Origin of the sequence: Streptomyces sp. NPDC048254 (genome assembly GCF_043201895.1) — a bacterium.
In the GTDB taxonomy this organism is placed as follows: domain Bacteria; phylum Actinomycetota; class Actinomycetes; order Streptomycetales; family Streptomycetaceae; genus Streptomyces.
The window spans coordinates 217,427-231,354 of record NZ_JBICZJ010000019.1 but is presented as its reverse complement, the minus strand read 5'-3'; the positions used below and the strand labels follow the sequence as shown (position 1 = coordinate 231,354).

Genomic DNA, 13,928 nt, shown 5'->3' with positions numbered 1-13,928 from the left:
TACGAGGACGAGCTGGGCGAGCGTGAAGGCGACCGCGACCGCCCCGAGCCAGGGCTCACCCCGCGAGCGCCGAGGCCGGACGGCCTGCGCTGGGAGGCCGGTGCGAGGAACACCGGTCGTAGTGGCGTTCAGGCCGTCGGCCATCTTGTACCTCTCGTCGTCGTACGCCACGGAGCCGGATACTCCTACAGCTCGCAGGAGAACACCCGACACTACGGCTTGTAGGGTTAAAGGCGGGTGAGAGCCGGGAGATCTCCTCCGGCGGAACACCCCGATCGGGCAGTAGGGAGGCACAGCTGTGCCGGAGCTCCTGGGGCGTCCACTCGTCGGCGTCGATCCCGTCGACGTCCTTGAGCGCCTGGCGGAAGGCGCGGCGGACTCCATGGCATCGGCCACGGTCAACAGCTCGTCGTCACACATGCGCGGGTTCGAGGGATCACGGCGCTCCCGGCCGGGGCTCGTCGCCGTCGTAGGCCACCAGCGCGGCCTGGCGGCACTCCAGCAGGTTGCCGAGGATCTCGGGGGTCACGTGCTCCTGGGTCAGTGCCACCGTGGCCCTGGCCTCGACCTGGGCCCATGCGTGCCGGGCGCGCTTGTTGGCGCGGCGCCTGGTGTCGCTGCGCAGGAAGCCCGCTCCCGCCGCGAACCCGGCGGAGGTCAGAGCGGCGAGGGCGGCGGGAACCCGCGCGTCCGCGGAGGCCAGACCTGCCGTTCCCGCCGAACCGGCGAGCAGGGCCGCGGGGAAACCGAGGGCTATGTCCATCTTGGTCCAGAACTCGGCCCGGCGGTGGGCGAGCGTCCTCTGGTGCGTCGCCTCGTCTCTCAGTCGCTCGATCTCGACACGCAGGCGGTGCTCGGGCTCGTCCGGACTCAGGTGGGTGGTTCCGTCAGCGGGAGTGGCCATAAGGGCATTCCAACACGCCTGTGCCAGAAGGTACTTGGTGATTACGAACAGCCTTCGGGCGGGGCGGACGTGAGCTTCCCACGAATCGTGTTCCGCCACGCCTTGCAGCCGATCCCGCCGATGGTCTTCACCGCCGCTCGGCTGCGACCGGGTCGACCGGCGTGCCTGCACTGAATGCGCAGGCTGACGGGCCGGGAGTCCAAGGCTGCGGGACCCGAATTCCGGTCGGGAACCGGGTCTTTGCCACCGTGTTCGACCACGCCGCTTCAGGGGACGTGACCTCGGCGCGCCCGCCGCCATGGCCGACTGTCGTCGACTGAGGTGCTGACGAACTCCGGATCTGCATGGGGAATTACGCAAGTCGGTCGACCGCTCGGCAGCAACGAGCAGAAGGTCCCGGGCTCTGCTTGGAGCCCGCCTCCTGGTCGGTCTTCATAGGCGGGTTGAAGGCCGTGCACCACCGCCTCTGAGCCGGCCGGGTTCCGGTCGGCGTCCGCGTCCCGGTCAATGCCATCACAGATCTGTGGGAAGCCGGGGAGACCGTCGAGGACATGGCATACGACTTCGACATGACGCCCGAACAGGTCGACGCCCTGTGTCACGCAGTGGTGCGCCTTGCCGCCTGAGTTCTTCCTAAGGGCTGTCCCGCAAACACTGGCTGGGGCGCACATCGGGTGCTGGGCGGGATACACGCGAGACTCCGAGGCGGCGGCTGTGGCAGCCTGCGGACATGCCCGAGCTGCGTGTTCATGCAGGCCGTCACTACGCCGTCCAGTTCCACTACGCGTTGCCGGACGACGCGTGGCGTTTGGAGCTGAGCGAGGCTGTCCCGGCGCCGGCCGCGTGGGCTGAGATTCCCAACGCGGAGACGCACCTGTCTGGAGCTGCCATCCTGGTGGCGGTGATACCCGACGAGGATCCGGACCTGGAGCCGATCGTCCACATCCGCAGTCACGACGAGCACGTCATCCCCTACGAGATCATGCGCTGGTTCATGGAGCAGGTGGCCGAGCAGGTTAAACGCTGCCGCATCGCGTTCGAGCAGGGAGAACCTGAAGCAGTGGAATGATCGCGCAGTGACTGGTGTGATCATTGCGTCGGAGCCTTCCTGGACAACCCCGTTCAGCGGACTGAGCCCGCGGCAGTTCGGCAAGCTGATCACCGCGTTACGACGCGAGGGCGCAGACCCTGTTCGCAGGGCAGGCCATGGAGCCTGCCGTCGGAGGACCGGATCCTGCTGGTCGCCGCGTACTGGCGGACCAACCTGACGCTGCGCCAGCTCGCCCCGCTCTTCGGCATCTCGAAGTCGGCTGCCGACCACATCATCGTGCGTGGAAACTGTCCGGCGCGAAGGACGCCGTCGGCCCGACCATGGTCATCGCGGATGGCGGATCCCGGGGCACCGGCCTGGTCATCCCACACCGCCACGAAAAAGGACAGGCCGAACTCCCGGCCTGGAAGGAGGAGCACAACGCCTCCCACCGCAAGGTCCGCGCCTGTGTCGAGCACGCCTTCGCCCGGATGAAGGGCTGGAAGATCCTCCGCGACTGCCGTCTGAAAGGCGACCGCGTCCACCACGCCATGCTCGGCATCGCCCGCCTGCACAACCTCACCCTCGTCGGATGACGGAGAAACCAGCAGGCCAGCCAGCATCCCGTGGATCATTTACTGGACAATCTTTAGCATCGCTGGTCATGGCTACAGTGATCGTGACCGTTGGGCTGGCGTTCATCGGCTACCTGGTGACCTATCTGAACGGGCTGCGTCTGGCGCAGAGACAGGCCCGCCTGACGCGCGTCAACCAGCAGCTGAGTGACTTCTACGGGCCGCTGTTCGCCCTGATGGAAGCCAATAGCCGCACCTATGACACCTGGTCAGTGAAGTACGCCCGCCCCGACGGTCGCGACCCCTTTCGCCACGACACTCCTCCCACCGAGCAGGAACTTGCGGAGTGGCGTACCTGGGCCACAACCGTCTTCATCCCCAACATCCAGGCCATGCGAGACGTCGTGGTCACCAAAGCCGACCTCCTCATCGAGGAGGAGATGCCTCAGGCCCTCCTACAGCTTTGCGGCCACGTCTCGGGGTACGAGATCACTGCTGCGCGCTGGGCCCGAGGCAACTATGAAGAGCACTTGTCGGTCATGTTCTTCCCGGGCCGGGCGCTCAGAGAGTACATCCGCGACAGGTTCACACAGCTCAAGAGGGAACAGGCCCGATTGCTCGGACACAGCCGACCTGCCAGCGGGAACCGACGGACGAGCCTCATCGGTCGATGAGGTGGAGCCCGCCAGCACAGTCAGCTCATTGCGGGACAGCCTTTAGACCGGAATCTCGGACGTCGTGTGGCGGAGGGACTGAGAACGCCCGGGTGGACCGTCCACCGCATCGGCGACGAGTTTCCGGACGCCGGACAGGACGTACCCAACGAGGAGTGGATCGCTCACGGTCTCTTCTGCCTCGACAACCAGCAACTGCACAGCCTCGAGATGGCCGAGCGACTCCACACCCGTCGTGACGCAATCCACCGGGCGGTTGAGCGGGGTGGACCGGCCGCGTACGCGGTACGCCACGACCGGATCAAGCGCACGTGGCCGTGATGGTGGGCATGGCGGGTGATCTGGCGGACGGCACCGTGCGGCAACCACTCGTGGGCCACCGAGGCGATGCAACCCGCAAGCCGCGTCACGCGGCAGATTGCCCCCGGCGCCCACAGTGCCGCCGCTGTCTCCATCTGCTTAAGGACCTGTCCGTCTGGACTCGCGACCACCGGGCAGCCTCGGCCGCCGAATTCAGAGGTCGACCACGCGAGACGCTCGGCTGGGAAATCCCAGCCGAGCGTCTGCGACAACAGCCCCTCGAATCCGCCGTCACGGATCGGGGCCTTTGACATCTATTCTCAAGCGAATACGGGCGAGGCTGCTACCAGCCGTGACCGCAGTCGGAACCGATGTCAGTGACCTGCGCACCTGGGCTGCCTTCGCCGTTGATCAGGTTGCCGCCCAGGCCGTTGAGGATGCCCACCTCACCGAGAATGTCGAGGTTCAGGTCGTGGGACTTGCACCCGCCACCGCCGCCGCCCCGCATGCTCTGCGCAGCCTGGGCGTTGGCAGGGCTGATGGCCACGAGGCTGACACCGCTTATGATGGCGGCCGCAACGGCGACCTTGCGGAAACTGTTCATTTCTCCTCCTAGGGTCGAGTAGAGCGCACCATCAAAAGATCAATTCAGCGCTCATTTCGGAGGCTAGATCGACATCGGGCGGAGCGCTCATCGAGGAAGCCATCCGGGGGTTCTGAGGGCCAATCGGTTGAGGTGACTCCTTCGGCTGCCGATGGCCCTCCGCGGGTTCGCTCGGGGTCGTCGGTGCGGTGCCGCAGCCGGCGGGCGTCGAGGTCACCGGAACGCAGCTGGCGCCCTGGCCGCTCCGGACCGCTCCTTGGCACGCGGGATCGTCGAGCGCGGCCGGATCGGCCGTGGCGCGAGGCGGGTGGTCTGGCCGCCGTGGCCGGGCAGGGGGCACGATGCGTTCCAGAGGCCGAGCACTCTCATCGTGGACAGGGAGATCGTGTGGACGGTATCCGCTACGACGTCGCGCCTTCCGTGCGTGCCGTCTACGGGCCCCAGGACCTCAGCTCCGCACCGGCGTTCGCGGGCGGGTTCATCAACTTCGGTCACTGGGACGGGATTCCGCTCGACCGGCCCCTGACCACCGAGGACCGGGTGCGCAGTCAGCGGAATCTCTACCGTCGTGTGCTGGGCACGCTCGACGGGGCGGACGCCGATGCCGTCGAGGTCGGCTGCGGGCTCGGGCTCGGCGCCGTACTCGCGTTGGACGAGTTCGGGTTCGCCTCCGTGACCGGACTGGACGTTCATCCCGAGCAGTTGGAGCGGGCGCGGCGGGCCAACGCCGGACTGCTCGGCCGGGCGCCTCAGCGGCTTCGGTTCGCTCATGGGGCGGCGGAGGAAATGCCGTTCGAGGACGGCCGGTTCGAGTGTCTGTACTCCGTCGAAGCCGCCCAGCACTTCCGTGACCTGGCCGCGTTCGGCCGGGAGGCCGCGCGTGTGCTGCGGCCCGGCGGCCGGCTTGCCGTCACCAGTTTCTTCCTGCCCGTCGGTGCCGAGGCCGCGGGCGGGGAACTGGCCGCCCGGCTGGACAGCTTCGCGTCCGGGCTGGATGTGGCCCACCCGCTTGTCTCGCTGGTCGACGCCCTGGACGCCGTCGGGCTGGCCGACGTACGAGCCGAGGCGATCGGCGGTCATGTCTGGGCGGGCCTTGATCATTTCCTGTCCGGCATCGACCTGACCGTGCAGTGGCCGCGGAACTTCCTGCCGGCCTATCGCGACGGACTGCTGGACTACTACGTCGTCTCCGCACGGCGTTGAAGGAGGGGTGGCCGCCGGCCCCGTTTCACCCCACCCGCTGACTACTCTGCACGGGTGACCACCGAGCTGACCCTGCTGCCCCGAATCGTCTGTCGTGGACGGGAGATCACCGCGCCCCGGCTGCGCGGGCTGCTGGCGCTGCTCGCGGAGGATCTGCGCGGTGGCTGCAGCACCGGTCGGCTGGTGGAGGGGCTGTGGGCCGAGGAACTGCCCGAGCGGCCCGGCAAGGCCGTGCAGATCCTGGTGTCGCGGCTCAGGTCGCAGCTGGGTGCCGAGCTGATCGTGAGTACGCCGACGGGGTACCGGCTGGCGCTGGAGGAGACGCAGGTCGACAGTTCCGCTCTGCTGTTGCACGAGGCGGGCAGTGCCGAGTGGGCGCGGGCCGGGGACCACGAGGGCGCCCTGGCACAGGCAGAGGCCGGGCTGGCGCTCTGGGACGGGAGCGTGGGCGCCGGTGCGGGCGAGGACCTGCACGATCCGGTGGTGGCGCTGCGCACCGCGCGGGTCGGGGCGTACCGCGCGCTGGTCCGGGCCCGGGCTCTGGCACTCGCCCGGCTGGACCGGCGGGCGGAGGCCGCGGCGCCGCTGACCGCGCTGGCCCGGGAGCTGCCGCGGGACGAGGAGGTGCTGGCGGAGCTGCTGCGGTGCGAGGCCACGACCGCCGGGCGGGCCGCGGCGCTGACCCGGTACGACGCCTACCGCCGCCGGCTGCGGGACGAGCTGGGGACCGATCCGGGGCCCGGGATCAGATCGGTGTACCAGGAGCTGGTGCGGGCGGACGTGCCGAGGGTCAGGCACGGGGTGCCGCACGAGCCGAACCCCCTGGTGGGGCGGGACGCGGATGTCGCCGCCGTGGGCGGGTTGCTGCGCACGTCCCGGGTGGTGAGCGTCGTCGGCCCCGGGGGTCTGGGCAAGACCCGGCTCTCGCACGCGGTGAGCCGGGCCGCCGAGCAGCCCGTGGTGTACTTCGTCACCCTCGCCGGTGTCCTCGCCGACGACGACGTGGCCGGCGAGGTGGCCTCGGCCGTCGGCGCCGGGGAGGGCGGGCGGTTCAGCGGGGGCGGGGACCCGGTGAGCGTCATCGTCGCCGCGCTGGGCACCGGATCCGCGCTGCTGGTGCTGGACAACTGCGAGCAGGTGATCGCCGGTGCCGCCGGTCTCGTCCAGGCGCTGGTCTCGCGGTCGAGGGAGCTGCGGGTGCTGGTCACCAGCCGGGCTCCGCTGGGGCTGACCTCGGAGTCCGTGTACGCCCTGCCGGAGCTTTCGCCGGCGACGTCGGTCGAGCTGTTCGGGCAGCGGGCGCGGGCCGCGCGGCCCGGCGTGGAGCTGCCCGCCGACCAGGTGGCCGAGATCTGCCGGCACCTGGACGGGCTGCCGCTGGCCGTGGAGCTGGCCGCGGCCCGGGTGCGGGTGCTGTCCGTGGCCGACATCGCGCGCCGGTTGCAGGACCGTTTCACGCTGCTGCGCGGTGGCGCCCGGGACGCGCCCGAGCGGCATCGCACCCTGCGGGCCGTGGTCGAGTGGAGCTGGAACCTCCTGGAGGCCGACGGCCGGGCCGCGCTGCGTGCCCTGTCGGTGTTCCCCGGCGGCTTCACCGAGGAGGCGGCCGAGTACCTGCTCGAGGAGAGCGGGGACGCGCTGTCCCTGCTGGAGCAACTGGCCGGCCAGTCCCTGCTCAAGGTGGGCGACAGCCCGTCCGGGGTGCGTTTCCACATGCTGGAGACGCTGCGGGAGTTCGGTGCCGCCCGGCGCGCCGAGGCCGGCGAGGAGGAGGCGGTGACCGGCCGGTTCCTGGTCTGGGCCCGGGAGTTCGGGCGGGCCCACCACGACCTGCTGTTCAGCCACCGTCCGGGGCCCGCCTGGAGCCGTATCCGCACCGAGCAGGACAACCTCGTCCTGGCCCTGCGATACGCGCTGGCCCGCGCCGACGGACCCACCACCGCGGGCGTCGCCGCCGTACTGTCCTCCTTGTGGTCCACCGGCTCCCACTACGGCCGGCTGGCCTCGCTGGCCGCCGACACGGCGGGCCCCCTCTCCCACTTCCGGCCCGAGAACCCCGAGGACGTGGAACCGGCCCGCAGCGCGGCGGCGGTGTGCGCGGCGAGTCTCTTCATGGGCCACGGTCCGCACGCCGTACGCCAGTTGGTGACCCTGCGCCGGCTGCCGGCCGCCCAGCCGGACACCGTGCTGCGGGCGCTGTCCGTCGTGCTGTGCGCCGTGCCGGAGATACGGCCGCCGGAGTTCGCCCGGCTCCAGGAGTTGTGCGAGGCCGACGAACCGATGCTGGCGGGCATCGCCTCGGCCGTCGCCAGCTACGTCTGGGAGGCCGGGCACGACATGGAGCGGGCCCTGGGCAGCGCCCGCCGGATGCTCGACGCGCTCGCGCCGCTGAACAATCCGGCCATGCACCTGCTCAGCCACGGCCGGGTCAGCGAGCTGTGCCTGCAGTCCGAGCGGGGTGCGGAGGCGTACGACCATCTGCGTGCCGCGCTGACCGCGCTCGACGCGTTCGGCGACGGGTCGGACACGCTCGGCATCCGCTGGGGGCTGGTGCTGGCCTGTCTGCACAGGGGCGAGATCGACGAGGCCGAGTACTGGCTGGGCCTCGCCGCCGCGGAGCAGCCGCCGGAGTCGGACCAGGTGTTCAGCCCCGAGCTGCCGGCCAGGGCGGAGATCGCGCTGGCCCGGGGACTGACCGAGGTCGGGCTCGGGCAGTGGCGCCGGGCCGCGGAGCTGGTACGGGAGGCCGGTGACCTGTTCGCCGACGACCCCTTCGTGGACTCGTGGGTCCTTCAGCTGCAGTCGGCGGCGGTGGCCGCGCACGCGCAGCACGGCCTGCCGGATCCGGTCGCCGCGCTCACCGAGAAGTTGGGGGCGTACCTGCTCGGGCTGCTGTCCGGTGGCCCGGCCGACGGCTCATCGGCCGACGGGTCCCCGGTGGAACTGCCGGTGTACGGCACGCTGTTGCTGGCACTGGGACACGCCCGGCTGGCCAAGGGCGATCCGGCGGCCGTACGGCTGCTGGCGCTGACCGAACGGATGCCGGTGGTACGGGAGTTCCCCACCCTGTCCCTGGCCCGCTCCCGGGCGGCGGCCGAGGACGCGGACCGGGCCGCGTACGCCGACGCGAGGTCGGAGTACGCGGCCCTGGGGCGGGATCAGCTGCGGGTCGTGGCCCTGCACGAGCTCACTGCCGGGGCTCGCGGGTGAACCGCGCCCTGGACCACAGGTAGCCCAGCACGGTCAGCGCCAGGCCCCAGGCCAGGGCCAGCACGGCGTTCTTCGTACCGATCCCGCTGCCCAGCAGCAGGCCGCGCAGGGTCTCGATGAAGGGCGAGAAGGGCTGGTACTCGGCGAACCACCGGAACCAGCCCGGCATGGCGTCCACCGGCACGAACGCGCTGGACAGGAACGGCAGCATGACCAGCGGCGTCCCGATGTTGCTGGCCCCCTCGGGGTTGGGGCTGATCAGACCGATGCCGACCGCCAGCCAGGTCAGCGCGAGGCTGACCAGGGCCATCAGCCCGACCGCCGCGATCCACTCCACCGGCGTCGCGTCGGGCCGGAAGCCGATGGCCAGTCCGATGCCCAGGACCACCACCAGCGCCATCATCGTCTGGATCACGCTGCCGATCACATGGCCGACCAGCACGGAGGCGCGGGAGATCGCCATGGTGCGGAACCGGGCCATGATGCCCTCGGTCATGTCGGTGCACACGGACACCGCGGTGCCGAGCGAGGTCATCGCCACGGTCAGGAAGAGGATGCCGGGGACGAGATAGGCGACGTACTCGGACCGGTCGGCGTGGCCGCCGGTGATGCCTGCGCTCATCACGTTGCCGAAGACGTAGACGAACAGGAGCAGCAGGATGACCGGGGTGAGCAGGAGGTTCAGGGTGAGGGAGGGGTAGCGGCGGGCGTGCAGGAGGTTGCGCCGCAGCATGGTGAGATTGTCGCGGAGGGCGTAGGAGCCGGTGCTCATCGGACGGTCTCCTTGGCGGTGTTGATGGTGCTGTCGGCGTTGGCGGCAGTCGCGGGGTTGCCCGTCAGGGCGAAGAACACGTCGTCCAGGTCGGGGGTGTGCACGGAGAGTTCGTCGGCCTCGATGCCGGCGGCGTCGAGCCAGTCGAGGATGGCGCGCAGCTCGCGCTGGGTGCCGCCGCTGGGGATCTGCAGGGCGAGCGCCTCGTCGATGGGGGTCCCCCCGCGCGAGCGAAGCCGAGCGTGGGGGAGGGTGGTCTCGCGCAGCGCGGTGGCCGCCTGCTCGTAGGCCACCGGGTCGGAGAACCGCAGCCGTACGTGGCCGCCCGGGACGAGTCGCTTGAGTTCCTCGGCGGTGCCCTCGGCGACGAGCCTGCCGCCGTTGAGCACCGCGATGCGGTCGGCGAGCTGGTCGGCCTCGTCCAGGTACTGGGTGGTGAGGAAGACGGTGGTGCCGCCGGAGACCAGCTCGCGGATGATCTGCCACATGGTGTGACGGGAGCGCGGGTCCAGGCCGGTGGTCGGCTCGTCGAGGAAGATGATCCGCGGGCTGCCGACCAGGGTCATGGCGATGTCGAGGCGGCGCCTCATGCCGCCGGAGTAGGTGGACGCGGCCTTCTTCGCGGCCTCGGTGAGGTCGAAGCGCTCCAGCAGTTCGGCGGTGACCCGCCGTCCCTCGCTCTTGGAGAGGTGGTGCAGGTCGGCCATGAGGAGCATGTTCTCCTCGCCGGTGATCAGGCCGTCCACGGCGGAGAACTGCCCGGTGACCCCGATGGCGGCCCGTACCGACTGGGCCTCGGCGGTGACGTCGTGGCCGGCGATCCGGGTCTGGCCGGCGTCGGCGGAGATCAGGGTGGAGAGGATGTTGACCGCCGTGGTCTTGCCGGCGCCGTTCGGTCCGAGGAGGGAGAAGATCGTGCCGGCCGGCACCCGGATGTCGATGCCGTCGAGGACGCTCTTGTCCCCGTAGGCCTTGTGCAACCCGGTGGCCTCGATGGCCAGTTCGCTGTCTGTCGTCGTCATGCCGCAGAGCTTGCGGCCACGGCGGTTCAGCACGGCTTCAGCCGGGTTTCAGCGCGGGGCGGTCGGTTTCAGCGGACGGTTTCGGCAGACAGTCGCAGGGGAAGCGGACAGTCGCAGGGAAGCGGACAGTCGCAGGGAAGTGGAGGACACCGTTCCATACCTTTCCCATAGGAATGGTGGTTAAGGTCCGCCCCATGGATTCCACCGGCCCGATCATCATCGCGGGAGCCCTGGTCGGCTTCGCCGTGGGTCTCACCGGCATGGGCGGCGGAGCCCTCATGACCCCGATCATGGTCATGGTGTTCGGGGTGAACCCGACGGCGGCCATCGGCAGCGACCTGGCCGCGTCCGTGTTCATGAAGCCGTTCGGCGCGCTGGTGCACCAGCGCGCCGGCACCGTGCGCTGGGACATCGTGCGCCGGCTGCTGCCCACCGCGGTCCCGGCCGCCTTCGGCGGCGTCTTCCTGCTCCGCACCCTCGGCGACGGCGACGACCTGCAACAACGCGTCAAGTACGTCGTCGGTACGGCGCTGATGCTCGCCGTCGTCGGCATGCTCACCCGCCTGTGGCTCGACCGCCGCCGCGCCGCCACCGAGGCCGACGCCGAGGACGCCCATGTTCCGGTACGGCCGGTGGCGACGCTGCTCATCGGGCTGGTGGGCGGGGTGATCGTCGGGATGACCTCGGTCGGCTCGGGCTCCCTGATCATCGTGATGCTGATGCTGGCCCACCCCCGCCTCAAGGCGAACCATCTCGTCGGTACGGACCTGGTGCAGGCCATCCCCATGGTGGCCGCCGCGGCCCTGGGCCACCTGCTCGTCGGCGACGCCGACCTGGGACTCGCGGCCACCCTCCTGATCGGCGCCGTCCCGGGCGTCCTGCTCGGCTCCGTCGTCTCCAGCCGGGTGGCCGGAGGCGCGGTGCGCTGGGCGCTGGTCGTCCTGCTGACCGGGTCGGGTCTGTCGATGCTGAAGGCGTCGTCCACCGTCATCGTGCTCGGCTGCCTGGGGATGGCGCTGCTCGGCGGGATCGTCGGCGTGCGCGACCGCCGTACCGCGCACCCCCGGGCGGCGGCCGGGACGGCGGACGAAACGGCAGCCGAGACGGTGGGCGTCACCCACCAGACCGACCTGTTCGCGACGGTCCGCGAGGCGCTGCGCCTGCGCTGACCGGGACGACCGGGACCACCGCGCGCGCGGGTGGAGCGGCCGCCACCGCCCTCCCCCGCTTCCGTTCTCACTCCTCCGGCGGCGAGCCCGACTCGCGAAGGTCGCCGCCCGCGCGCGACCATGGCATGAGCCGGCCTCGAAGGAGCGCGCATGCGACGGAACCGACTGCTCACCTCGGCCGCGGCCCTGAGCGCGGCCGCCGCACTGGGCCTGGCGGTGCCCCACACCGCCGCGGCCGCCCCCGAGCACAGCTGTTCCTACGTGACGTCGGGCATCCGGCCCACCCTCACGTACGGCGACAGCGGCGCGGCGGTCCGGCAGGCCCAGTGCCTCAGCAACGCGTGGGGCGGCGAGCCACCCCGACTCGACCCCGACGGGCTCTACGGCACGCTCATGCTGAAGAAGATCGAGTGGATCCAGGTCTGCCACGGCCTCCCGGAGAGCGGCGTGATCGAGGGCCGCACCTGGCAGGCCCTCTACCACCCGGCCCTGGACTGCTACGTGCCGTACCCGACCTGACGGCCGCCCGGCCGCCCGGCCGCCCCCGGTTTTCACGTTCGCGCCAGGGCTCCCGCGCCCTGCCCCTTTCCTCTGCCTGCGCCACCCGTCCCTTGCCCCCTCCCCGCACCGCTCGTCGGCGTTCATCGGTCGGCCGTTAGGCTGTAGTTAAAGAAATCGCAAAGGGACAGCGGAACGAGTCGACGAGACAGGGGAGACAGCCTTGGGGGCGCCACGCCTGAGCAGGACGCCGTTGCCGGGAATCGGGGTCCGTTACGACCTCACCACGCGGGAGCAGCGCAGGCTGTCCGTGGTCGCGCACCGGGACGGTTCGCGGATCCTGAGCGCCTACCACCAGGACGACCCCGACGCCTGTGCCCTGTCGGTGCGGCTGTCCTCGGGTGAGACGGACGCGCTCATCGACGCGCTGATGCCGACGCACCACAGCCCGAACCTGCTCTCCACGACCGATCTGGGGCTGGTGGCCGAGCGGATCGAGCTGGGCGCGACGTCGTACTGGAACGGCCGGCTCCTCGGCGAGACCCGGATGCGTACCGAGACGGGGGTGTCCATCGTCGCCGTGCTGCGCCGCGCCGAGGCGGTCCCCTCCCCCACGCCCGACTTCCGGCTCGCCGGCGGGGACACGCTCATCGTGATCGGCACCCGCGAGGGCGTCGACGCGGCCGCCTCCATACTCGGGCGGGAGTGAGGCCACCGTGCACGACTCCGCCGTCTTCCTGATCGAGTTCGGGGCGATCATCCTCGGCCTGGGCCTGCTCGGCCGGCTCGCCGGACGCTTCCGGTTCTCGCCCATACCCCTCTACCTGCTGGCCGGGCTCGCCTTCGGCAACGGCGGGATCTATCCGCTCGGCACGAGCGAGGAGTTCGTCGCGATCGGCGCCGAGATCGGTGTCGTCCTGCTGCTGCTCATGCTCGGCCTGGAGTACACGGCCAGCGATCTCGTCTCCAACCTCAAGACCCAGTACCCGGCGGGCCTGGTCGACGCCGCGCTCAACGCGCTGCCCGGCGCCGCCATGGCCCTGCTGCTGGGCTGGGGCCCGGTGGCGGCCGTGGTGCTGGCCGGCGTCACCTGGATCTCGTCGTCCGGCGTCATCGCCAAGGTCCTCGGCGACCTGGGGCGGCTCGGCAACCGGGAGACCCCGGTGATACTGAGCATCCTGGTCCTCGAAGACCTGTCCATGGCCGTCTACCTGCCGATCGTCACCGCGCTGCTCGCCGGTGCCGGCCTGGCCGCGGGGAGCCTCACGCTGGCGATCGCCCTCGGGGTGGCGGGGCTGGTGCTGGTGGTGGCGGTGCGCTACGGCAGGCACATCTCCCGGTTCGTCTCCAGCGACGACTCGGAGAAGCTGCTCCTCGTGGTGCTGGGTCTGACCCTGCTGGTCGCGGGGATCGCGCAGCAACTCCAGGTGTCCGCCGCCGTCGGCGCGTTCCTGGTGGGCATAGCGCTCTCCGGCGAGGTAGCGGAGGGCGCCCACCACCTGCTCGCTCCCCTGCGTGACCTGTTCGCCGCCGTCTTCTTCGTCTTCTTCGGCCTGCACACCGACCCGGCGAGCATTCCTCCGGTACTGCTGCCCGCGCTCGCCCTGGCCGTGGTCACCGCGCTGACGAAGATCGCCACCGGCTACTGGGCCGCGCGGCGCGCCGGGATCTCCGCCAAGGGCCGCTGGCGGGCCGGCGGCACGCTGGTCGCCCGCGGCGAGTTCTCCATCGTCATCGCGGGCCTCGCCGTCACCGCCGGCATCGAACCCTCCCTGGGCCCCCTGGCCACGGCCTACGTCCTGATCCTCGTCATACTCGGCCCCCTCACCGCCCGCTACACCGAACCCCTGGCCCGCCGCCTCACCCGCGGGTCCGGGACGGCGGAGCCCCTTCCGGTCGAGGACGCGGTCCCCGTCCCGGCCGGCGCGGAAGAGCAGGACACGGTCGGCCGGGCCTGAACGGGACCG

Annotated in this window: 13 protein-coding genes and 3 pseudogenes; 11 read left to right on the top strand and 5 right to left on the bottom strand. The window is 70.9% G+C overall.

Annotation, left to right across the window (positions count from 1 at the left end):
• Positions 1–241: 241 nt before the first annotated feature.
• Both ACGFZQ_RS40425 and ACGFZQ_RS40420 read right to left on the bottom strand, forming a co-directional pair.
• Positions 242–379, bottom strand: a pseudogene (locus ACGFZQ_RS40425) (site-specific integrase); the annotation flags it as partial.
• Between the two features lie 57 nt (positions 380–436).
• On the bottom strand, positions 437–904 hold the full coding sequence (locus ACGFZQ_RS40420) for a hypothetical protein (RefSeq protein ID WP_393844601.1): 468 nt from the start codon (positions 902–904) through the stop codon (positions 437–439).
• A gap of 500 nt (positions 905–1,404) precedes the next feature.
• Here ACGFZQ_RS40420 and ACGFZQ_RS40415 point away from each other — a divergent pair.
• The 5 genes and pseudogenes from ACGFZQ_RS40415 to ACGFZQ_RS40395 all read left to right on the top strand — a co-directional run.
• Positions 1,405–1,530 (top strand): annotated as a pseudogene (locus tag ACGFZQ_RS40415) (DUF433 domain-containing protein); the annotation flags it as partial.
• Positions 1,531–1,634: 104 nt separating this feature from the next.
• Positions 1,635–1,973: a hypothetical protein gene (locus tag ACGFZQ_RS40410; RefSeq protein WP_393844600.1), complete on the top strand. Its 339-nt coding sequence runs from the start codon at positions 1,635–1,637 to the stop codon at positions 1,971–1,973.
• A 7-nt stretch (positions 1,974–1,980) separates the two neighbouring features.
• Positions 1,981–2,530, top strand: a pseudogene (locus ACGFZQ_RS40405) (transposase family protein).
• A gap of 68 nt (positions 2,531–2,598) precedes the next feature.
• Entirely contained in the window at positions 2,599–3,183 is a 585-nt protein-coding gene (locus ACGFZQ_RS40400; protein WP_393844599.1) for a hypothetical protein, read from the top strand.
• 27 nt (positions 3,184–3,210) lie between these two features.
• Entirely contained in the window at positions 3,211–3,504 is a 294-nt protein-coding gene (locus ACGFZQ_RS40395; protein WP_393844609.1) for a toxin-antitoxin system, toxin component, PIN family protein, read from the top strand.
• 322 nt (positions 3,505–3,826) lie between these two features.
• Here ACGFZQ_RS40395 and ACGFZQ_RS40390 read toward each other — a convergent pair whose 3' ends face one another.
• Positions 3,827–4,087, bottom strand: a complete 261-nt coding sequence (locus ACGFZQ_RS40390; protein ID WP_360495928.1) for a hypothetical protein — start codon at positions 4,085–4,087, stop codon at positions 3,827–3,829.
• 387 nt (positions 4,088–4,474) lie between these two features.
• Here ACGFZQ_RS40390 and ACGFZQ_RS40385 point away from each other — a divergent pair, with 387 nt between their 5' ends.
• Together ACGFZQ_RS40385 and ACGFZQ_RS40380 are read left to right on the top strand one after the other, a co-directional pair.
• Positions 4,475–5,290 carry a class I SAM-dependent methyltransferase gene (locus ACGFZQ_RS40385; RefSeq protein WP_393844598.1) on the top strand — a complete coding sequence of 272 codons (816 nt, stop codon included), beginning with the start codon at positions 4,475–4,477 and terminating at the stop codon, positions 5,288–5,290.
• 54 nt (positions 5,291–5,344) lie between these two features.
• Entirely contained in the window at positions 5,345–8,500 is a 3,156-nt protein-coding gene (locus ACGFZQ_RS40380) for an ATP-binding protein (RefSeq protein ID WP_393844597.1), read from the top strand.
• Here the strand turns inward: ACGFZQ_RS40380 and ACGFZQ_RS40375 are convergent.
• Both ACGFZQ_RS40375 and ACGFZQ_RS40370 read right to left on the bottom strand, forming a co-directional pair.
• Positions 8,478–9,272: an ABC transporter permease gene (locus ACGFZQ_RS40375; RefSeq protein ID WP_393844596.1), complete on the bottom strand. Its 795-nt coding sequence runs from the start codon at positions 9,270–9,272 to the stop codon at positions 8,478–8,480. The two genes, ACGFZQ_RS40380 and ACGFZQ_RS40375, sit on opposite strands and share 23 nt — an antisense overlap.
• A complete protein-coding gene (locus ACGFZQ_RS40370; RefSeq protein ID WP_393844595.1) occupies positions 9,269–10,294 on the bottom strand; it encodes an ATP-binding cassette domain-containing protein in 1,026 nt (341 codons plus the stop codon). The genes ACGFZQ_RS40375 and ACGFZQ_RS40370 overlap by 4 nt, the downstream gene beginning before the upstream one ends.
• A gap of 194 nt (positions 10,295–10,488) precedes the next feature.
• Between ACGFZQ_RS40370 and ACGFZQ_RS40365 the strand changes: the two genes are divergently transcribed.
• From ACGFZQ_RS40365 to ACGFZQ_RS40350, 4 genes are all read left to right on the top strand, one after another.
• Positions 10,489–11,463: a sulfite exporter TauE/SafE family protein gene (locus ACGFZQ_RS40365; RefSeq protein WP_393844594.1), complete on the top strand. Its 975-nt coding sequence runs from the start codon at positions 10,489–10,491 to the stop codon at positions 11,461–11,463.
• Positions 11,464–11,613: 150 nt separating this feature from the next.
• Entirely contained in the window at positions 11,614–11,982 is a 369-nt protein-coding gene (locus ACGFZQ_RS40360) for a peptidoglycan-binding protein (RefSeq protein ID WP_393844593.1), read from the top strand.
• Between the two features lie 202 nt (positions 11,983–12,184).
• Positions 12,185–12,670, top strand: coding sequence for a TrkA C-terminal domain-containing protein (locus ACGFZQ_RS40355; RefSeq protein WP_351740413.1), 486 nt, complete (start codon positions 12,185–12,187; stop codon positions 12,668–12,670).
• 7 nt (positions 12,671–12,677) lie between these two features.
• The gene (locus ACGFZQ_RS40350; RefSeq protein ID WP_393844592.1) at positions 12,678–13,919 is read left to right on the top strand and encodes a cation:proton antiporter; all 1,242 of its coding nucleotides are present in this window, start codon (positions 12,678–12,680) and stop codon (positions 13,917–13,919) included.
• Positions 13,920–13,928: the final 9 nt, after the last annotated feature.

Coding starts and splice junctions, on each gene's coding strand:
- ACGFZQ_RS40420 (WP_393844601.1), bottom strand. CDS start 904: ATGGCCACTCCCGCTGACGGAACCACCCACCTGAGTCCGGACGAGCCC.
- ACGFZQ_RS40410 (WP_393844600.1), top strand. CDS start 1,635: ATGCCCGAGCTGCGTGTTCATGCAGGCCGTCACTACGCCGTCCAGTTC.
- ACGFZQ_RS40400 (WP_393844599.1), top strand. CDS start 2,599: ATGGCTACAGTGATCGTGACCGTTGGGCTGGCGTTCATCGGCTACCTG.
- ACGFZQ_RS40390 (WP_360495928.1), bottom strand. CDS start 4,087: ATGAACAGTTTCCGCAAGGTCGCCGTTGCGGCCGCCATCATAAGCGGT.
- ACGFZQ_RS40375 (WP_393844596.1), bottom strand. CDS start 9,272: ATGAGCACCGGCTCCTACGCCCTCCGCGACAATCTCACCATGCTGCGG.
- ACGFZQ_RS40370 (WP_393844595.1), bottom strand. CDS start 10,294: ATGACGACGACAGACAGCGAACTGGCCATCGAGGCCACCGGGTTGCAC.
- ACGFZQ_RS40365 (WP_393844594.1), top strand. CDS start 10,489: ATGGATTCCACCGGCCCGATCATCATCGCGGGAGCCCTGGTCGGCTTC.
- ACGFZQ_RS40360 (WP_393844593.1), top strand. CDS start 11,614: ATGCGACGGAACCGACTGCTCACCTCGGCCGCGGCCCTGAGCGCGGCC.